14 protein-coding genes are annotated in these 16,388 nt (G+C 69.3%); 6 read left to right on the forward strand and 8 right to left on the reverse strand.

What is annotated here, in order from left to right:
* The first annotated feature begins 38 nt into the window (after positions 1-38).
* On the forward strand, positions 39-1,244 hold the full coding sequence (locus AB0O93_RS06060) for a thiolase family protein (RefSeq protein ID WP_363341480.1): 1,206 nt from the start codon (positions 39-41) through the stop codon (positions 1,242-1,244).
* 11 nt (positions 1,245-1,255) lie between these two features.
* Positions 1,256-3,406: a 3-hydroxyacyl-CoA dehydrogenase NAD-binding domain-containing protein gene (locus AB0O93_RS06065; RefSeq protein ID WP_363341482.1), complete on the forward strand. Its 2,151-nt coding sequence runs from the start codon at positions 1,256-1,258 to the stop codon at positions 3,404-3,406.
* 52 nt (positions 3,407-3,458) lie between these two features.
* On the opposite strand, the gene AB0O93_RS06070 is transcribed toward AB0O93_RS06065, so the two are convergent.
* Both AB0O93_RS06070 and AB0O93_RS06075 read right to left on the reverse strand, forming a co-directional pair.
* The gene (locus tag AB0O93_RS06070) at positions 3,459-5,438 is read right to left on the reverse strand and encodes a S9 family peptidase (protein WP_363341484.1); all 1,980 of its coding nucleotides are present in this window, start codon (positions 5,436-5,438) and stop codon (positions 3,459-3,461) included.
* A gap of 3 nt (positions 5,439-5,441) precedes the next feature.
* A complete protein-coding gene (locus AB0O93_RS06075) occupies positions 5,442-6,206 on the reverse strand; it encodes an SDR family oxidoreductase (RefSeq protein WP_363341486.1) in 765 nt (254 codons plus the stop codon).
* A 128-nt stretch (positions 6,207-6,334) separates the two neighbouring features.
* Between AB0O93_RS06075 and AB0O93_RS06080 the strand changes: the two genes are divergently transcribed.
* From AB0O93_RS06080 to AB0O93_RS06095, 4 genes are all read left to right on the forward strand, one after another.
* The gene (locus tag AB0O93_RS06080) at positions 6,335-6,841 is read left to right on the forward strand and encodes an NfeD family protein (protein ID WP_363341488.1); all 507 of its coding nucleotides are present in this window, start codon (positions 6,335-6,337) and stop codon (positions 6,839-6,841) included.
* Positions 6,834-7,919, forward strand: coding sequence for an SPFH domain-containing protein (locus tag AB0O93_RS06085; protein WP_363341490.1), 1,086 nt, complete (start codon positions 6,834-6,836; stop codon positions 7,917-7,919). The genes AB0O93_RS06080 and AB0O93_RS06085 overlap by 8 nt, the downstream gene beginning before the upstream one ends.
* Positions 7,903-8,724 (forward strand): glycerophosphodiester phosphodiesterase family protein, encoded by an 822-nt coding sequence (locus AB0O93_RS06090; RefSeq protein WP_363341492.1) that lies wholly within the window; start codon positions 7,903-7,905, stop codon positions 8,722-8,724. The genes AB0O93_RS06085 and AB0O93_RS06090 overlap by 17 nt, the downstream gene beginning before the upstream one ends.
* 93 nt (positions 8,725-8,817) lie before the next feature.
* Positions 8,818-9,198 carry an RNA polymerase-binding protein RbpA gene (locus tag AB0O93_RS06095; protein ID WP_053547391.1) on the forward strand — a complete coding sequence of 127 codons (381 nt, stop codon included), beginning with the start codon at positions 8,818-8,820 and terminating at the stop codon, positions 9,196-9,198.
* A gap of 3 nt (positions 9,199-9,201) precedes the next feature.
* On the opposite strand, the gene lnt is transcribed toward AB0O93_RS06095, so the two are convergent.
* The 6 genes from lnt to AB0O93_RS06125 all read right to left on the reverse strand — a co-directional run bounded on the left by lnt (position 9,202) and on the right by AB0O93_RS06125 (position 16,375).
* Entirely contained in the window at positions 9,202-10,779 is a 1,578-nt protein-coding gene (gene lnt / locus AB0O93_RS06100; RefSeq protein WP_363341495.1) for an apolipoprotein N-acyltransferase, read from the reverse strand.
* Between the two features lie 35 nt (positions 10,780-10,814).
* Positions 10,815-13,310, reverse strand: a complete 2,496-nt coding sequence (locus AB0O93_RS06105) for a DEAD/DEAH box helicase (RefSeq protein WP_363341497.1) — start codon at positions 13,308-13,310, stop codon at positions 10,815-10,817.
* Entirely contained in the window at positions 13,307-14,068 is a 762-nt protein-coding gene (tatC, locus tag AB0O93_RS06110; protein ID WP_363341499.1) for a twin-arginine translocase subunit TatC, read from the reverse strand. The genes AB0O93_RS06105 and tatC overlap by 4 nt, the downstream gene beginning before the upstream one ends.
* Before the next feature lie 68 nt (positions 14,069-14,136).
* Positions 14,137-14,373: a twin-arginine translocase TatA/TatE family subunit gene (gene tatA / locus AB0O93_RS06115; protein ID WP_363341501.1), complete on the reverse strand. Its 237-nt coding sequence runs from the start codon at positions 14,371-14,373 to the stop codon at positions 14,137-14,139.
* A 47-nt stretch (positions 14,374-14,420) separates the two neighbouring features.
* The gene (locus AB0O93_RS06120; protein ID WP_363341503.1) at positions 14,421-15,386 is read right to left on the reverse strand and encodes a WYL domain-containing protein; all 966 of its coding nucleotides are present in this window, start codon (positions 15,384-15,386) and stop codon (positions 14,421-14,423) included.
* Positions 15,383-16,375: a WYL domain-containing protein gene (locus AB0O93_RS06125; RefSeq protein ID WP_363341505.1), complete on the reverse strand. Its 993-nt coding sequence runs from the start codon at positions 16,373-16,375 to the stop codon at positions 15,383-15,385. Before AB0O93_RS06125 ends, AB0O93_RS06120 begins: the two co-directional genes overlap by 4 nt.
* Between the last annotated feature and the right edge of the window lie 13 nt (positions 16,376-16,388).

Here is a 16,388-nt window from a genome sequence, read left to right on the forward strand (position 1 = left end):
CTCCTAGGCTTGCGGCGATCCCAACCATTGGAGGCAGAGTGGCCGATATCTCGGACGTTTTCTTCGTCGACGGAATGCGCACCCCGTTCGGGCGCGCCGGCGAAAAGGGCATGTACTGGAACACCCGATCCGACGACCTCGCGGTCAAGGCGACCATCGGCCTGATGGAGCGGAACGCGGCGGTGCCGAAAGACAGGATCGACGATGTCGCCATCGCGGCCACCTCGCAGACGGGCGACCAGGGACTCACCCTCGGCCGGTCCGTGGCGATCCTGGCGGGCCTCCCCCAGACCGTTCCCGGCTTCGCGATCGATCGCATGTGCGCCGGGGCGATGACGAGCGTGACGACCATGGCTGCATCGATCGGCGTCGGGATGTACGACGTCGCCCTCGCGGGCGGCGTCGAGCACATGGGTCGCCACCCGATCGGGACGAACGCCGACCCCAACCCGCGCTTCGTCGCGGAGAAGATGGTGGACCCCGGCGCCCTGAACATGGGGGTGACGGCAGAGCGCATCTTCGACCGCTTCCCCCACCTGACGAAGGAGCGGTCCGACCGCTTCGGCATGCTCAGCCAGCAGAAGGCGCAGCGCGCCTACGACGCGGGCAAGATCCAGCCCGATCTCGTCCCCGTCGCCATCAAGGACGCCGACGGCGCCTGGGGTCTGGCCACGGAGGACGAGGGGCGGCGGCCGCAGACCACCATGGCCGACCTCGCCGGCCTCAAGACGCCGTTCCGTCCGCACGGCCGTGTGACCGCGGGCACATCGTCTCCGCTGACCGACGGCGCCACCATGTCGCTGCTCGCGGGCGGTGGCGCGGTGAAGGAGCTGGGCCTGACCCCCAAGATGCGGATGGTCTCCTTCGCGTACGCGGGAGTGCAGCCCGAGATCATGGGCATCGGTCCGATCCCGTCCACGGAGAAGGCCCTCCGCAAGGCGGGGCTGACCATCTCCGACATCGGTCTGTTCGAGCTGAACGAGGCGTTCGCGATCCAGGTCATCTCGCTCCTCGACCACTTCGGCATCGACGACGACGACCCGCGGGTGAACGCCTGGGGCGGCGCCATCGCCGTCGGGCATCCGCTCGCGGCATCCGGCGTGCGCCTGATGATCCAGCTCGCCGCACAGTTCGCGGAGCGCCCCGACGTCCGATACGGCCTCACCGCGATGTGCGTGGGTCTCGGCCAGGGCGGCTCGGTCATCTGGGAGAACCCGCACTACGACGGCAAGAAGCGCAAGTGAGGACGCACAGCATGACCGACTACGACTCCATCGATTTCTCCCCCCTCCACGCACTCACCGACGGCGAGGTCGTGACGCACTCCCGCGTGCGCGACGTGACGCTGGCGTCGGGGAAGACGCTGGCACTGATCACGCTCGACAACGGACGAGACCACACGCGCCCGAACACCCTCGGGCCCGCCACGCTCACGGAGCTCGGCGACGTCCTGGACGCGCTCGCGGTGCGGGCCGGTTCGGGCGAGATCGATGCGGTCGGCATCACCGGCAAGCAGTACATCCTCGCCGCGGGTGCGGATCTCAGCGACATCACGCGCGTGGGCTCCAAGGACAACGCCCGGTTGGTGGCGCAGCTCGGACACAAAGTCCTCGGGCGGCTCGGCGAACTCGGCGTCCCGTCCTTCGCCTTCGTCAACGGGCTCGCGCTCGGCGGGGGTCTGGAGATCGCGCTGAACTCCACCTATCGGACCGTGGACGCCTCCGCGGCGGCCGTCGCGCTTCCCGAGGTCTTCCTCGGCATCATCCCGGGTTGGGGAGGCGCCTACTTGCTGCCGAACCTCATCGGGATCGAGAACGCGCTCGAGGTCGTCATCTCCAATCCGCTGAAGCAGAACCGCATGCTCAAGCCCGCGCAGGCCTTCGAACTCGGCATCATGGATGCGATCTTCCCGGCCGCGTCCTACCTCGAGGACTCCCTGCGGTGGGCGGACGGTGTCCTGACCGGCAGCATCGCCGTCGAGCGGAGGAACACCCCGGGCAAGATCGAACGTGCCGTGAAGTGGCCGGTCGCGATCAAGATGGCACGCGGCATGCTCGAGTCGAAGATCGGCACTGTGCCCGCGTCGCCCTACGTCGCCCTCGATCTCCTCGACAAGGCACGGTCGGGAACCAAGGCCGAGGGCTTCGCCCGGGAAGACGAAGCCCTCGCCGATCTCGTCGTGGGCGACCAGTTCGCGGCGTCGATGTACGCGTTCGACCTCGTGCAGAAGCGGGCGAAGCGACCGGTCGGCGCCCCGGACAAGGACCTCGCGAAGAAGGTCACCAAGGTCGGCATCATCGGCGCGGGCCTCATGGCCAGCCAGTTCGCGCTGCTGTTCGTGCGGAAGCTGCAGGTCCCGGTCCTCATCACGGACCTCGACCAGGCGCGGGTCGACAAGGGTGTCGCGTACATCCATGAGGAGATCGGGAAGCTCGAAGCCAAGGGGCGCCTGGACGCCGATGCGGCCAACAAACTGCGCGGCCTCGTCACGGGGACGACGGACAAGACCCTGTACGCGGACTGCGACTTCGTGATCGAGGCGGTCTTCGAGGAGGTCGGTGTCAAGCAGGCCGTGTTCGGCGAGATCGAGAAGATCGTCGCGGAGGACGCGATCCTGGCGACCAACACGTCGTCCCTCTCCGTGGCCGAAATCGGCAGCACCCTCGCCCATCCCGAGCGACTGGTCGGCTTCCACTTCTTCAACCCCGTGGCCGTGATGCCCCTCATCGAGATCGTCTCCACGGATCAGACCGCGGATGCCGCGCTGTCGACGGCCTTCGTGGTGGCGAAGGCGCTGGGCAAGAACGGCGTCCTGACCGCGGACGCCCCCGGCTTCGTCGTGAACCGGCTGCTCGCCAAGGTGATGGGCGAAGCGGCACGCGCGGTCTACGAGGGCACCCCGGTGGCGGACGTCGAGCGCGCCTTCGCGCCGCTCGGACTGCCCATGGGGCCGTTCCAGCTGATCGACCTCGTCGGATGGAAGGTGGCGGCGCACGTCCAGGACACCATGACGCGCGCCTTCCCCGACCGCTTCTTCTCGCACGAGAACTTCCATCGACTCGCGGAGCTCGACGAGGTCGTGGAGAAGGACAAGGGCGGTCGCGTGACGGGGTTCACCAAGGCGGCACTGAAAACGGTGAAGCCGCACGTCGGATCGCAGTCCGTTCCGGCCGAGGAGATCCTCCGCCGCGTGCAGGACGGCCTGGCGCAGGAGATCCGCATCATGCTCGATGAGAAGGTGGTCCCCGAGGTCGAGGACATCGACCTCTGCCTGATCCTCGGAGCCGGGTGGCCGTTCATCGACGGCGGAGCCTCCCCGTACCTCGATCGCGAGGGAGCGTCCGAGCGCGTGTTCGGCTCCACGTTCCACCAACCGCCCATCCGCGGCATCGCACAGCGATCCTGACGGAATGACGAAGGCCGGGTCCGCGATGGGCCCGGCCTTCGTCATTCGTCCGTCACGTCACCGGGAGGTGTCGATTCCACCACTGGACGACGGCGTCGAAGCGTTCGACCCGATGCCTCGGCCGGCCCGCCCGCGTCAGCTCATGGTCCTCACCCGGGAAGATGAGCATCTCCGCCGGCACACCGTGCCGGCGGAGGGCACTGTAGTAACGCGTGGACTGCTCCAGGGGACAACGGAAGTCGAGCTCGGAATGGATGACCAACGTGGGCGTCCGCACCGTCCCGACGACCTCCAATGGACTCTGCCGCGCGATGTCCTCGGCGTCGACTCCGACGTACTCGTCGCCGAAGAAGCTCCCGATGTCGCTCGTGCCCTGCATGGAGATCGGGTCCAGGAATCCGCGCTCGACGATCGCGCCGGCGAAACGGTGATCGTGGGCGATTGTCCAAGCGGTGAGATAGCCGCCGTAGGAGCCGCCCATGATGCCCAGTCGATCTCCGTCGAGGCGCGCATCGCCCTGGACCGCGGCGTCGAGGAGTTCGAGGACGTCGGTCATGTCGACCGTGCCCATCGCCTGTCGGATGCTGCGTCCGTGCGCGCGACCGTATCCGGCGGAGCCGCGGGGATTGCCGTAGACGACGGCGTAACCCGCGTCCACCAGCACCTGCGTCTCATCGAAGAGGTGGACACCGTACGCGGCGTACGGACCTCCGTGGATCTGGAGGATCACCGGGAACGGGCCGTCGCCGGCCGGCGTCGCGACCCACCCGTGCAGCGGATAGCCGTCGCCGGCGATCGCCTCGATCTCCCGCGGCGCGACGATGCCCCGTTCGCGGACGGGGGCGCCGAAGTCGGTGACCATGGGGCGGACACCTCCCGCGACGAGGACGAGTTCGCCGAAGGAATCCGCCGTCGCCACCGCCGCGACGATCTCTCCCCCCGCGGTCGCGTGGCCGAGCACCTCGACGTCGCCGTCGAGGACGACGTCGATCCCACCCTCGCGGTCGACGCGGAGGAGACGGACGCGACCCCGCGTGCGGTCCTGCACCAAGAACGCACCGTCGACGACGGTGATGTGGCTCCCGACCTCGCCGAGGTCGATGGACTCGGCATCGGTGAGCATTCGCGGTCCGTGCTCATCGAGGACCCACAGCGCGACCCCGGGCGCGACGAAGTCGCGACCGTCGCCGCCGACCTCGTATGCGAGCAGCGCGATCAGTCCATCGGCGGCGACCGCGATGTCGTTGACGGCCAGACCGGCGGTGGTGGAGAGGATCTCGCGCGTCGAGGATCCGTCGACGGCGATCGCGACGACGCTCGTGCGCAGGTCGCGTCGGGACTCTTCGATGCGTTCGGGCACCACCAGGATCTCCGCCCCGTCCGCCGTGAAGACGGGTGACGAATACGACGCGTCGTCGGCCGTGAGGCGTCGGGCCTCCCGCGGGACGACAGCCCGCTCCGGGGTGTCCCCCGATGTCGTCACGGCAGGCGGATACGTCGGTTCCGCATCCAGCTCGGGCGCGGCGACCACGAAGAGCTGCGCCGGGCGATCGGCGATGTAGCCGAGTCCGTTCGCGTGCCAGCGGATGCCGGTGATGCGGCGGGCGGGCTCCGCCTCGGCCGAAAGGCCTTTCACGGTGCCGTAGCGCCCGGGCTCGGGGATGCGCGCGGTGAAGGCGAGCGACCGCGCGTCGGGCGCCCACGCGTATCCCGAGACGCCCAGCGGGGCATCCGTCACCTGGATCGGCTCTCCGCCGCTCGCCGCCATGACGAAGATCTGCGTGCGTCCGTCGGCGTCGGCGCGGAGGAAGGCGATCGCCGCGCCGTCGGGTGCGATTCGCGGCACCGTATCGGAGACGCCCCGCGTCAGGCGGCGGTGAGCACCGGATGCCGTGTCGAGGCGCCAGATCTGGCCGACCGTGCGGTCGGCGGAAAGGTCCGGCCGCGACGTCGCGAAGACGACGAAGGATCCGTCGGCGGCGATGTCCGGTCGGCTGACGGCGACGAGGGCCTCGATGTCACGAGCCCGCACGGTTCACTCCCCCGCGAACGAGCTGGTGTCCCCGACGAGGCGGGTGTTGTCGGCGGGCACGGGAACCAGCGCGGCGCGCGCGACCTCCGCGGCGAACTCCGACACGTTGTAGAGCTTTCCCGCCGACTCGCGTCGCGAGGCGATCGCGCCAGGGTTGGCACGCTCGAGCAGCGTCGCGGTGATCGTGCCTTCGATCATGTCGCCCGACACGACGACGAACTCGATGCCGCGCTCGTTCAGGGCCGGGATGCGCTCGCGCAGAGCGTCCTCGCCGGCTCGCTTGGAGAGTGCGACGGGCTCGTACTCCGGCATGGTCGGGGTGGTGCGGATGAAGTGCGCCTGGTGGCTGGTGACGAAGACGACCCGCGAGCCGGCCGCCAGCAGCGGCAGCGCGGTGTCGAGGACGCGCACCTGCGCGTCGCGGTTCAGCGCGAGCGCGTAGTCCTCGGCCATCCCTGCCTCCATACCGCCCGACGCGTTGAGCACGAGGATGTCGAGAGAGCCGAACTCGCGCTCGACCTCCGCGAACATCTGCTGCACCGAGGTCGCGTCGGTGAGGTCGGCGCCCACGACGAGCGCGCGCACACCCAGTCCGCGCAGCTCGTCCGCGAGCTTCTGGGCGCGCGGAGCCTTGTTGCGATAGTTGATGACGACGTCGGCGCCCGCCTCGGCGAGGTATCGCGCGGTGTCCGCGCCGATTCCCCGGGAGGAACCGGTGACCAGGGCGACACGGCCCTTCAACGAATCGACGGGAAGTGTCTGGGACATGGGGGCTGCTCCTGGATCGATCGGTGTCCGGGTGTGGTTCCGGGCCGGAACGACCCTATCAACGCGATCCGCCGGGCCCCCGGAACCAGCCCGTTGGTAGGCTCGGGGAACGGGACGAAGGGGTGGCGATGCTGCCGGATCTGATTCAGTACATGTGGATCGCGTGGCTGGTGCTCGCGTTCCTCTTCATCATCATCGAGCTGCTCACCCTCGAGTTCACGTTCCTGATGCTCGCCGCGGGATCGCTCATCGGCGGCCTCGGCGTCAACCTCCTCGGCGGCCCCTGGTGGCTGCAGATCGGCATCGCCGCGGTGATCTCCGCGCTGCTGCTGTTCACCATCCGGCCGCTTCTCCTTCGTGCGCTCCACAAGGATCAGCCGTTGGCGCGAACGAACGTCGATGCCCTATACGGCATGGAAGGGCGGGTGGCCAGCCCCTTCGTGCAGGATGCGGGCTCGGTGAAACTGGACAACGGGGAGACGTGGACGGCCCGTCTCGCCTCGGCGTTCGAGGGCACACCCCTCGTCCCCGGAGACCGCGTCGTCGTGGAGACCGTACGCGGTGCCACCGTCGATGTCATCCCCGCCTCCGCGGCGCGCGGAGCGGGAGAGGAAAGGACCCAGACCCATGATTGACGTCGGCGCATTCGCCGGGCAGATCTTCGTGATCGTTCTGCTCGTCGTTCTGGCGATCTTCGTGATCGTCGTGATCTTCCGCTCCATTCGGATCATCCCCCAGGCGTATTCCGGCGTGGTGGAGCGGCTCGGCCGCTACCAGCGCACGCTCCAACCCGGACTGAATCTGCTGGTGCCGTTCGTGGATCGGCTGCGTCCGCTCGTCGACATGCGCGAGCAGGTCGTCTCCTTCCCGCCGCAGCCGGTGATCACCGAAGACAACCTCGTCGTGTCGATCGACACCGTCGTCTACTTCCAGGTGACGGATGCCCGGGCGGCGACGTACGAGATCGCCAATTACCTCAGCGCCGTCGAACAGCTGACCACGACGACGCTGCGCAACGTCGTGGGCGGGCTGAACCTCGAGGAAGCGCTGACCAGTCGCGACAACATCAACGGTCAGTTGCGCGTCGTCCTCGACGAGGCGACGGGCAAGTGGGGGCTGCGGGTCTCGCGCGTCGAGCTGAAGGCGATCGACCCGCCCATGTCGATCCAGGACTCGATGGAGAAGCAGATGCGCGCCGAGCGCGATCGCCGCGCGGCGATCCTCACGGCCGAGGGCTCGAAGCAGTCGCAGATCCTCGAGGCCGAGGGCCGCCGACAGGCGGAGATCCTCCGTGCCGAGGGGGACAAGCAGGCCGCAGTCCTCCGTGCACAGGGTGAGGCCGAGGCGATCGAGATGGTCTTCGAGGCCATCCACGCCGGCGAGCCGGACGAGAAGCTGTTGGCCTACCAGTATCTGCAGACGCTCCCGAAGGTGGCGGAGAGCTCCTCGAGCAAGCTGTGGATCATCCCGAGCGAGCTGACCGAGGCCCTCAAGGGCATCGGACGCGGCTTCGGGGGCGCCCCGACCGACATCTCCGACAGAGGCCCGGGTGGTGACGATGCCCCTCGTTCGAAGACGTCGCGCACGCGGACGGGGGCCGTGTCCACCGCCGCCGATGCGGCGGTCGCGGCCGCTCGGGAAGCCGCCTCTGCCGCAGATGACATCGCCTCGGAAGCGCGAACGCGCCCGACCGCCGGTGACGCGACCCTCTGACCCGGCGCGGGCGCCGCACCCCTGGTTCACGGCGAGCGAGGCCCCGCGCGTCCTTGCGCACCGCGGGCTGGTGAGCGCGGATGCCGCGCGGGACGGCGTCGTCGAGAACTCGTTCGCCGCGGTCGCCGCAGCCCACGCGGCGGGCGTCGCCTACGTGGAATCAGACTGCCACCTCACCGCGGACGGCGCCGTCGTTCTGTTCCACGACGACGATCTCGCCCGGGTGGCGGGCGATCCGCGGCGGATCGCGGACGTGCGCGTGCGCGAACTCGAAGCCCTGATGAGCGACCGCGGCGGCCTGCTGACCCTGACGCAGGCGCTGGAGGCCTTTCCCGATCTTCACTGGAACCTCGACGTCAAGGCGGCAGCCGCCGCGACACCCGTCGGGGTCGGGGTGGCAAGAGATTCCGAGCGCGTCCTGATCACCAGCTTCTCCGATGATCGACGCCGCGAGGCTCTGGCCGCCGCCATCCGCCCGGGAGCCGTCCGTCCCGCAACCTCCGCCGGGCGGTCCACGATCATCCGTCTGCTCGCCGCGGTCGCCTCGGGGTCATCGGCGCTCGTGGCGCGCGTGCTCAGCGGGATCGACGCCGTTCAGATCCCCGAGCGCCATGCCGGCGTCGCGGTCCTCACCGATCGGCTGCTCCGCCTCACCGCCGCCGCGGGCGTCGAGGTGCATGTGTGGACCGTGAACGACATCACGACCATGCAGGAACTCGTACGACGAGGAGTGCACGGCATTGTGACCGATCGCGCCGACGTGGCGCTCCGTGCCCTCGACGCGCCCGACCGACCTCGGGGCTGAACATCGGCTGGGAAAGGCTCGCGCAGACCGTCCGTTCGGATGATCCATCCAGGTCTTTTCGTTATACCTGAACAGCGACGAGAGGACCACACAATGGCAGACCGCAGTTTGCGCGGCATCCGACTCGGCGCCCAGAGCCTACAGAGCGAAGAGGGCGTCGTTTTCCATGAGCGTGCACAGCACGTCTATTCCTGCACCGCCTGCGGGCGCGACACCACGCTGACGTTCGCGGCCGACGCCGAGGTCCCGGAGGCATGGGAGTGCCGCACCTGCGGCGCCGAGGCCCTTCTCCGGATCGGCGACACCACGGCGACGGTCGACCACTCCGGGGACAAGACTCCCCGCAGCCACTGGGACATGCTGCTCGAGCGGCGCACGATCCCGGAGCTCGAGGAACTCCTCGAGGAGCGTCTCGCCTACGTGCGGGCGCGTCGCGGCGCGGGTGGCGAGTCCACCGACAAGCTCAGCGCCTGAGCATCACTTCTCGATGACGCCGGCCCCTTCGGGGGTCGGCGTCTTCGTCGTACCCCCGCGGCGGAGACGGCGCGCAAGGATTCCGAAGCCCGCGAGGGCCAGAAGGCTCCCCCACCCGAGCAGCATCTGCACCGCCGGCCCGACGACGACCGCCGGCGTGATGCCGGTGCGCAGGGGCACGTCGGTCAGCATGTGCCCGGAGACGCCCGCGTCGAGCGAGTCCAGTGTCGCGCCGTCCGGCGCGATCACCTGACTGGTCCCCACCGTCGAGATGTTCACCACGGAGCGCCCGGTCTCCACCGCCCGCATCCGCGCGAAAGCCAGCTGCTGAAGATTCTCGTCGGTGTCGCGGAAGTCGGCGTTGTTCGTCTGGAACATGTAGACCTCGGCGCCTTCGCGCGCTCCCTCCCAGATGACGTCGTCGTAGATCACGTCGAAGCAGATCGCCAGGCCCACCCCGACACCGCCGACATCGAAGAAGGGCGCGTTGCTGCCCGGGGTGTACTCGCGCTGGATCAGACCCACCAGGTCCGGCACCAGGGCCTCGAAGAACCAGCGGTCCGGCACGTACTCCCCCATGGGAACAGGGTTCACCTTGTCGTGCAGCTGCGTGGCCCCCTCGCCCTGTTCCCAGAGGAGGGACGTGTTGAACGTCGACCCCTCGCGGTCGGTGGCGGCGTTGACGATCAGCGGTGCATCCACCCGCGCCGCGAGAGAATCGAGGGTCCGCGCGGTGCCGGTGTCCACCAGCGGATCGGAATCGATCCCCCCCTCGGGCCAGAGGAGCAGATCCATGTCCTCCCCGAGGAGCGGAGCGGTCGCCGCGAGCTGGGCGTTGAGGATCGCATCCGGGGAACGCTCGTCGAAGTACCCCGAGGGGCCGTTGCCCTGAACGCTGCCCACACGGAGAATGCCCGCGTCCTGCGTGGGGAACGCGGGGACGAGGAACAGGAGGGCCACCATGACCGCGGCGGGCACGGCCGTCCTCCAGCGGGAGAGCAGGCCCCGGCGCGCCCATTCGATGGCCGCCGCAGTGAAAGCGACCATCAGGAAGGTGAGCCCGGCGACTCCGATCCACGACGACACGTGGGCGAGCGGACTCTCCGACTGGCTCATGCCGATCCGGCCCCACGGGAACCCCGTGTAGGGCCAGGACCCCATGAAGAGCTCCCGAGCCGTCCACAGTCCGCCGACGAGGACGGGAAGCACGAGCAGGCGACCCCAGGGCCCTCCGAGCACCCGCGGAACCCATCGGTAGGCGAGGGCGATGGGGACGGCGCCGACCGACATGAACACCGTCTCGAGGCCCGCCAGGGCGAACCACGGGATGACGCCCAGATACCGCGTGATCCAGACGATGTGGATCAGATAGAACGCCGCCCCGAAGACGAATCCGACCAGGAGTGCACCGCCCACCGACCGGCCGATGAGGGTCAGCAGCGACGCCGCGACGCCGACGAAGGCGAGCGGCCACCATCCGACGGACGGGAAGGCCAGGTCGAGGATCGCACCGCCCGCCGCGGCCACCCCGACGGCCGCCCACAGGGGCAGAAGAGGACGCGGCGAGGCGAGGGCGGTCACGCCACCACCCTAGATCGCGAACGCTGGGAGGCGGATCAGACCGTCGAGTGGGCGACGATCCCGCGCCGCACCGACTCGAGCGCGCGGCGGGCCGTCGTCGCGACGTCCGGCTCCGCGACGAGAGACAGCTGGTCGAGGAGATCGATCGTCTGCTTCGCCCAGCGCACGAAGTCGCCCGCCGCCATGTCGGCGTCCGCCAGGACCCGGTCGAGCATGGCGCCCCGGACCCAGGCGTGCATTGCGGTGGCCAGTCCCGGCGCGGGCGGCTCCGATCCGGGAAGGTGGTGATCGCGCTCGAGATCGTCGAGGTTCGCCCACAGCTCCGTCGTCTTCTCGAACGCCACACGGAACGCACCGCGCGGCAGACCGCGCTCCCCGGGCCCGTTGTCGTCTCGCCGAGGCTCATAGACCAGGCAGCAGGCGAGGGCCGCCAGCGACGGCGCATCCATCTGTCGCCACAGGCCACGCCGGAGCGCTTCGGCGATCAGGAGGTCGCGCTCGCCGTAGATGCGGCGCATGGTACGCCCCGCCGGCGTCAGCGTCGTCGCGCCCCCGTCGTCGACGGCGACGTAATCGAGCGCCGCGAGCACGTCCACGACACGGTCGAACACGCGGGCAACCGTCCCCGTGCGCGTCTCGATCTGCCGCCGCGTCTTGTCGACCGACCGCTTGAGCTTGGCGTATCGCTCCCCCCAACGCGCGTGGCTCTCGCGGTCCGGGCACCGATGGCAGGCATGGCGCTGCATCCGCCGTCGCAGCGCGTCGATCTCCCGCAGACGCGCATCGCGGGTGGCGCGACCTGCCGTGACATCGCGACGATTCAGCTTCTCCAGCTCGCTGAGCTGACGACGGATGTCGGCATACTCGGGGAAGTCTCCCCGGTCGCACGACATCGCCGCAAGATAACCCGCGAGGGACTCCTCTTCCTCCTTGACGCGTCGGGCGAGGCCCACCACGGCGCGGTCGGCCTGGAACTGGGCGAACGACGACTCGAGGATCTCCCGGGCCCGGCCGCGTCCGAACTGATCGATCAGATTGACCGCCATGTTGTACGTCGGGCGGAAGCTCGAGTTGAGCGGGTAGGTGCGGCGCGAGGCCAGCGCAGCCACGGACTGCGGATCCATCGCCTCGGTCCACTGGATGACCGCGTGGCCCTCGACGTCGATGCCGCGCCGTCCCGCACGGCCGGTCAGCTGGGTGTATTCGCCGGAGGTGATGGCGACGCGCGCCTCGCCGTTGAACTTCTCGAGCTTCTCGAGAACCACGGTGCGTGCGGGCATGTTGATGCCCAGGGCCAGGGTCTCTGTGGCGAAGACGGCCTTCACGAGCTTCCGCTGGAAGAGCTCCTCGACGACTTCCTTGAACGCCGGGAGGAGTCCCGCGTGATGGGCGGCGACGCCGCGCTCGAGATTCTCCCGCCATTCCCAGAAGCCGAGGACCGCCAGATCCTCCTCCAGCAGGGTGCGCGTCCTCTCTTCGACGATCTCCCGGATCTCCCGACGCTCCTCGGGCGTGGTCAGCCGGATGCCGGAGCGCCGGACCTGCTGCACCGCCGCGTCGCATCCCACGCGGGAGAAGATGAAGAAGATCGCGGGCAGCAGGTTGGACCGGCCGAGGAGCGAGACGACCTCGGGGCGGTCGATCCGCTCCAGCCGCGCGGACGTCGACGGGCGGACGGCGCGCCGTCCTCCCCGATGCGGTCTCCGCTGTCCGTCACCCCCGCTGTGACGGGCGCTCGAGGCGCGCTGCGCGTCGCGGTTCCGCTCGAACGCCTGCCCCTTCAGCGAGCGGAGCCGCAGCAGCTCCTGGTTCACCTGCGCCGTCGCCACCCCAGCGCGATCGTCGAACAGCGGAAGCAGGTCGCCGCGGACCAGCACATGCTGCTCCAGGGGCACGGGGCGCGTTTCGGACACGATGACCGCCGTGTCGCCGCGGACCGTATCGAGCCAGTCGCCGAATTCCTCCGCGTTGGACACCGTGGCCGACAGCGACACCAGCCGGACGGATGCCGGAAGGTGGATGATCACCTCTTCCCAGACCGCGCCGCGGAAGCGGTCTGCGAGGTAGTGGACCTCGTCCATCACGACGAAGCGCAGCCCCCGCAGAGCCGGGGAGTCGGCGTACAGCATGTTGCGGAGGACCTCGGTGGTCATCACCACGATGCGTGCGTTGCCGTTGATGTTGGTGTCGCCGGTGAGGAGGCCGACCTCGTCGGCACCGTACACGGCCTGCAGCTCGCGGAACTTCTGGTTCGACAGCGCTTTCATCGGCGTGGTGTAGAACGCCTTGTCGCCCGGCTCCATCATCGCCAGATGGATCGCGAATTCTCCGACGATGGTCTTCCCGGCACCCGTGGGCGCCGCCACGAGGACGCTGCGTCCTTCCTCCAGGGCGCGGCATCCGGCGATCTGGAAGGGGTCGAGTTCGAAGCGCTGTGCGGCGGCGAAGGCCGCGGTCTCGGGGAATGCCCGCTCAGTCTCCTTGCGTTCGCGCGCGCGCGCGTAACGCTCGGCCGGACTCGCGTCGTTCACGCGGCGGTCTCGGGCGGAAGGAGGGCCTGGTCGCGCCGCGCGCGGCGGCGGTCGAAGAGCAACGACAGCCCGGCGGCGGCGAAGAAGAGCACCGTCATGATCCCCGCGAGGATGAACGTGGACGCCACATCGGCCGGCGGTGTGGCGAGGGCGGCGAAGACGACGGCGACGATCACGGCGATCCGCCATCCGCCGAGGATCGCGCGACCGGACATGATGCCCGCGAGGTTGAGCGCCACCAGGAAGACCGGCAGCACGTAGGCGACGCCGACGAAAAGGAGGAGTTTGAAGACGAAATCGTAGTAGTAACTGGCGTCGTAGAACGCTGCGGCACCGTCCGGCACGAAGCCGGCCATCAGCGTGACGATGTTCGGCATGACCCACAGTCCGGTGGCACAACCGGCGAAGAAGAGCGGTACGGCGGCGCCGACGAAACCGACCGTGTAGCGGATCTCCTTACGCGTGAGACCGGGAGTGACGAACGCCCAGATCTGCCACATCCAGATCGGCGCGGCCATCAGGATACCGAGGGCGAACGCCATGCGCAGGCGAAGATCGAAGCCCGAGGTGACGGTGCTGAACATCAGCTCGACCCGCCCGGATTCACCGCGGGCCTCGGCCACGCGACGGATGGGCTCGGTGATGAGGGAGAGCACCGGATCGGTGATGAGGAACGCCACCACCATTGCCGCGACCAACCCGATCGCGGAGATGATCAGACGCTTCTTGAGCTCGACAAGGTGCTGCCCCAGGGACATGCGCTTGTCTCGCCGCGGGACGTCGGGATCGTCGACGCGCGGCGGCGGAGTCGAGACCATAGGCCGACTCAGGGGGTAGCGGAGGGCGGGCCGCTGCCGTCGGACCGCTTCGCGTCCGGCGCGGGGGGCGCGACGGCCGACTCTGCCGTCGGCTTCTCGTCCTCCTCCCTCATCGCCTTCATTTCTCCCTTGAACGCGCGCGCAGATTGGCCCATGCTCTTGGCGAGCGCGGGCAACTTGGCGGCACCGAAGAGCAGCAGGATCACCAACAGGATCAGGATCCACTGCCAGCCTTGGATTCCCATGTTCGTCCTTCCGAGGGGCGTACGCGCCATCCTACCCCCGCATATCGTCACCGATACTGGGCGAGCCCCGCTTCGGCCCATTCCGCCGCGGCGCGCCGCGCCTCCACCGGGGCGAGGATCTCCAGCTCGCCGCCGCGCCGCGCCGCCAACCGCCGGAGGCTGTACGCGTCGGCCACCCGCATCGTCGCCTCCGCGGTCACGCCGTCGGACGCGACCTCGATGTGCGCGCGATCCAGATAGTCGCCGAGCAGCGGAGCGGAGTGCACGGGGAAGCGGACCCGCGCCGGCACATCGCCACCGGCGCCCTCCAGCCATCCCGGGACCGAGTCCGGAACATGGGTGACGGGGATCTCCGTCACCGTCAGATCGCTCACCCGGTCGAGGTGGAAAGTTCGCATGCCCTGGCGCAGATGGCACCATCCCTGCAGATACCACTGGCCGTCGGCGATGTGGACCTTCACCGGATCGACGGTGCGGGTCGTGGGTGCGGCGTCGGGAGCCTTGTAGGTGAAGGAGACCGCCACCGCACGGTCCAGGGCTTCGGCCACGGCTGACCGGGCGTCGTCCACGGGGCCGGGCACCATCACGAGATCCGCCGGTGCCGCCGACGCGCCGCGGGCGAGCTTGGCGAGGAGTCCGTTGAAGACCTCCGAGTCGCCGACGCCCGGAATCGAACGCGCCAGCTGGAGACCCGCCAGGAGCGCCGCCGCTTCGCGCGCGGTCAGGCGGGGGGCCCGCTCCAGACCGACGGTGTTGGTGATGACGATGCGATCCTGCTGCTCGAGCAGATCCCAGTCGATATCGAACAGGTCGTTGGACATCTGCCAGAAGCCCTGATCGCCGGGCAGCCCGATCACAGTGAGCTTCTGCACCATCGCCCGCATCTGCTCCGGCGCGACATCGAAGGCCTCCGCCGCCTCGAGGACGGAGACCTCCCCCTTCCCGACGAGGTACGGCACCAGCTGGAGCATGAGCGCCGCCCGATCGGTGGCGAGCTGCGGCCGCGCGCTCACGAGGCCACCTCGTGCCGGTCGCGGACGGCGATCAGTCGCGCCACGACCTGGTCGCGGAGCGCATCGGGCTCCACAACCCTCACCTCCGGACCGTAGGACGCGAGCTCGTCGGCGAAGACGTGCAGATCGACGAACGGCACGCGGATGCCCTGCTCCGCCGGGAGGGCGCGGCGCGCGAGGCGCAGCGCGGCCTCGGTTCCGGGGTCGACCTCGAGGAGTGCGACATTGCGGGACGCCACCTGCTCCAGGCCTGCGCGCGCGCGTGCGCCGGCGCCCTCGCGCATCGCCGGATCGAACCGCTCGCGGGTCGGGACGGCATCGCCCACCACCCGGGAGAGGAGGAAGGTGCGTTCGGCATCCTGGTCCAGGTCCCAGCCGAAGACGTGCCAGCGTGCCTCGTAGTCCACGAGAGCCAAGGGCCGGATGCGGCGCCGTCGGGGTGCCCGCTCCCCCGGCTTGAGGTAGTCGAAGGCGATGACCCGCGCGCTCTCGATGGCCTGCTGCATCGGTGCGAACGCGGGGTCTCGGAGGCTGATGCGGGGGGCGAAGCCGACGATCGGCGCGTCGACGGCGATCCCGAGGGCGCGGATCTTGCGCAGCGCGCCGCGCGCGCCGTCCGACATCGAGCTCTCCCCCCAGACCTCGGCGGCGAGATTGAGCAGCGCGATCTCATCGGGGCGGAAGTCGATGTCGGCGGGGAGCTCGTACTCGGAGGTCGGGATGCGGTAGCGGGCCTCACGGAGGTCATCCGGATCGAGCCAGTCCCCGATGGTCTCGATCGGCACGCCCAGCGCGCGAAGATTCTCCTTGTCACGCTCGAACATCTTCTCCAGCGCATCCTTGGACGCGCCGGCCATACCCTGCTCGCGATAACCGGCGACCGACGCGAGGACGGCGTCCTTCGTGAGCCCTTGCTCGGTGGCGAGGAGGGCGACGACCAGATTGACCAGTCGCTCCTCGGGCGGGATCTTCGCGGACGGGGCTGACATCGCCTTCATCCTA

Origin of the sequence: Microbacterium sp. NPDC077184, from assembly GCF_040687055.1 — a bacterium.
In the GTDB taxonomy this organism is placed as follows: Bacteria; Actinomycetota; Actinomycetes; order Actinomycetales; family Microbacteriaceae; genus Microbacterium.

What these genes read in the sequence shown, in the direction of transcription:
- AB0O93_RS06065 (WP_363341482.1), top strand. Translation starts at nt 1,256, where the DNA reads ATGACCGACTACGACTCCATCGATTTCTCCCCCCTCCACGCACTCACC.
- AB0O93_RS06075 (WP_363341486.1), bottom strand. Translation starts at nt 6,206, where the DNA reads ATGTCCCAGACACTTCCCGTCGATTCGTTGAAGGGCCGTGTCGCCCTG.
- AB0O93_RS06080 (WP_363341488.1), top strand. Translation starts at nt 6,335, where the DNA reads ATGCTGCCGGATCTGATTCAGTACATGTGGATCGCGTGGCTGGTGCTC.
- AB0O93_RS06085 (WP_363341490.1), top strand. Translation starts at nt 6,834, where the DNA reads ATGATTGACGTCGGCGCATTCGCCGGGCAGATCTTCGTGATCGTTCTG.
- AB0O93_RS06095 (WP_053547391.1), top strand. Translation starts at nt 8,818, where the DNA reads ATGGCAGACCGCAGTTTGCGCGGCATCCGACTCGGCGCCCAGAGCCTA.
- tatC (WP_363341499.1), bottom strand. Translation starts at nt 14,068, where the DNA reads ATGTCCCTGGGGCAGCACCTTGTCGAGCTCAAGAAGCGTCTGATCATC.
- tatA (WP_363341501.1), bottom strand. Translation starts at nt 14,373, where the DNA reads ATGGGAATCCAAGGCTGGCAGTGGATCCTGATCCTGTTGGTGATCCTG.
- AB0O93_RS06125 (WP_363341505.1), bottom strand. Translation starts at nt 16,375, where the DNA reads ATGTCAGCCCCGTCCGCGAAGATCCCGCCCGAGGAGCGACTGGTCAAT.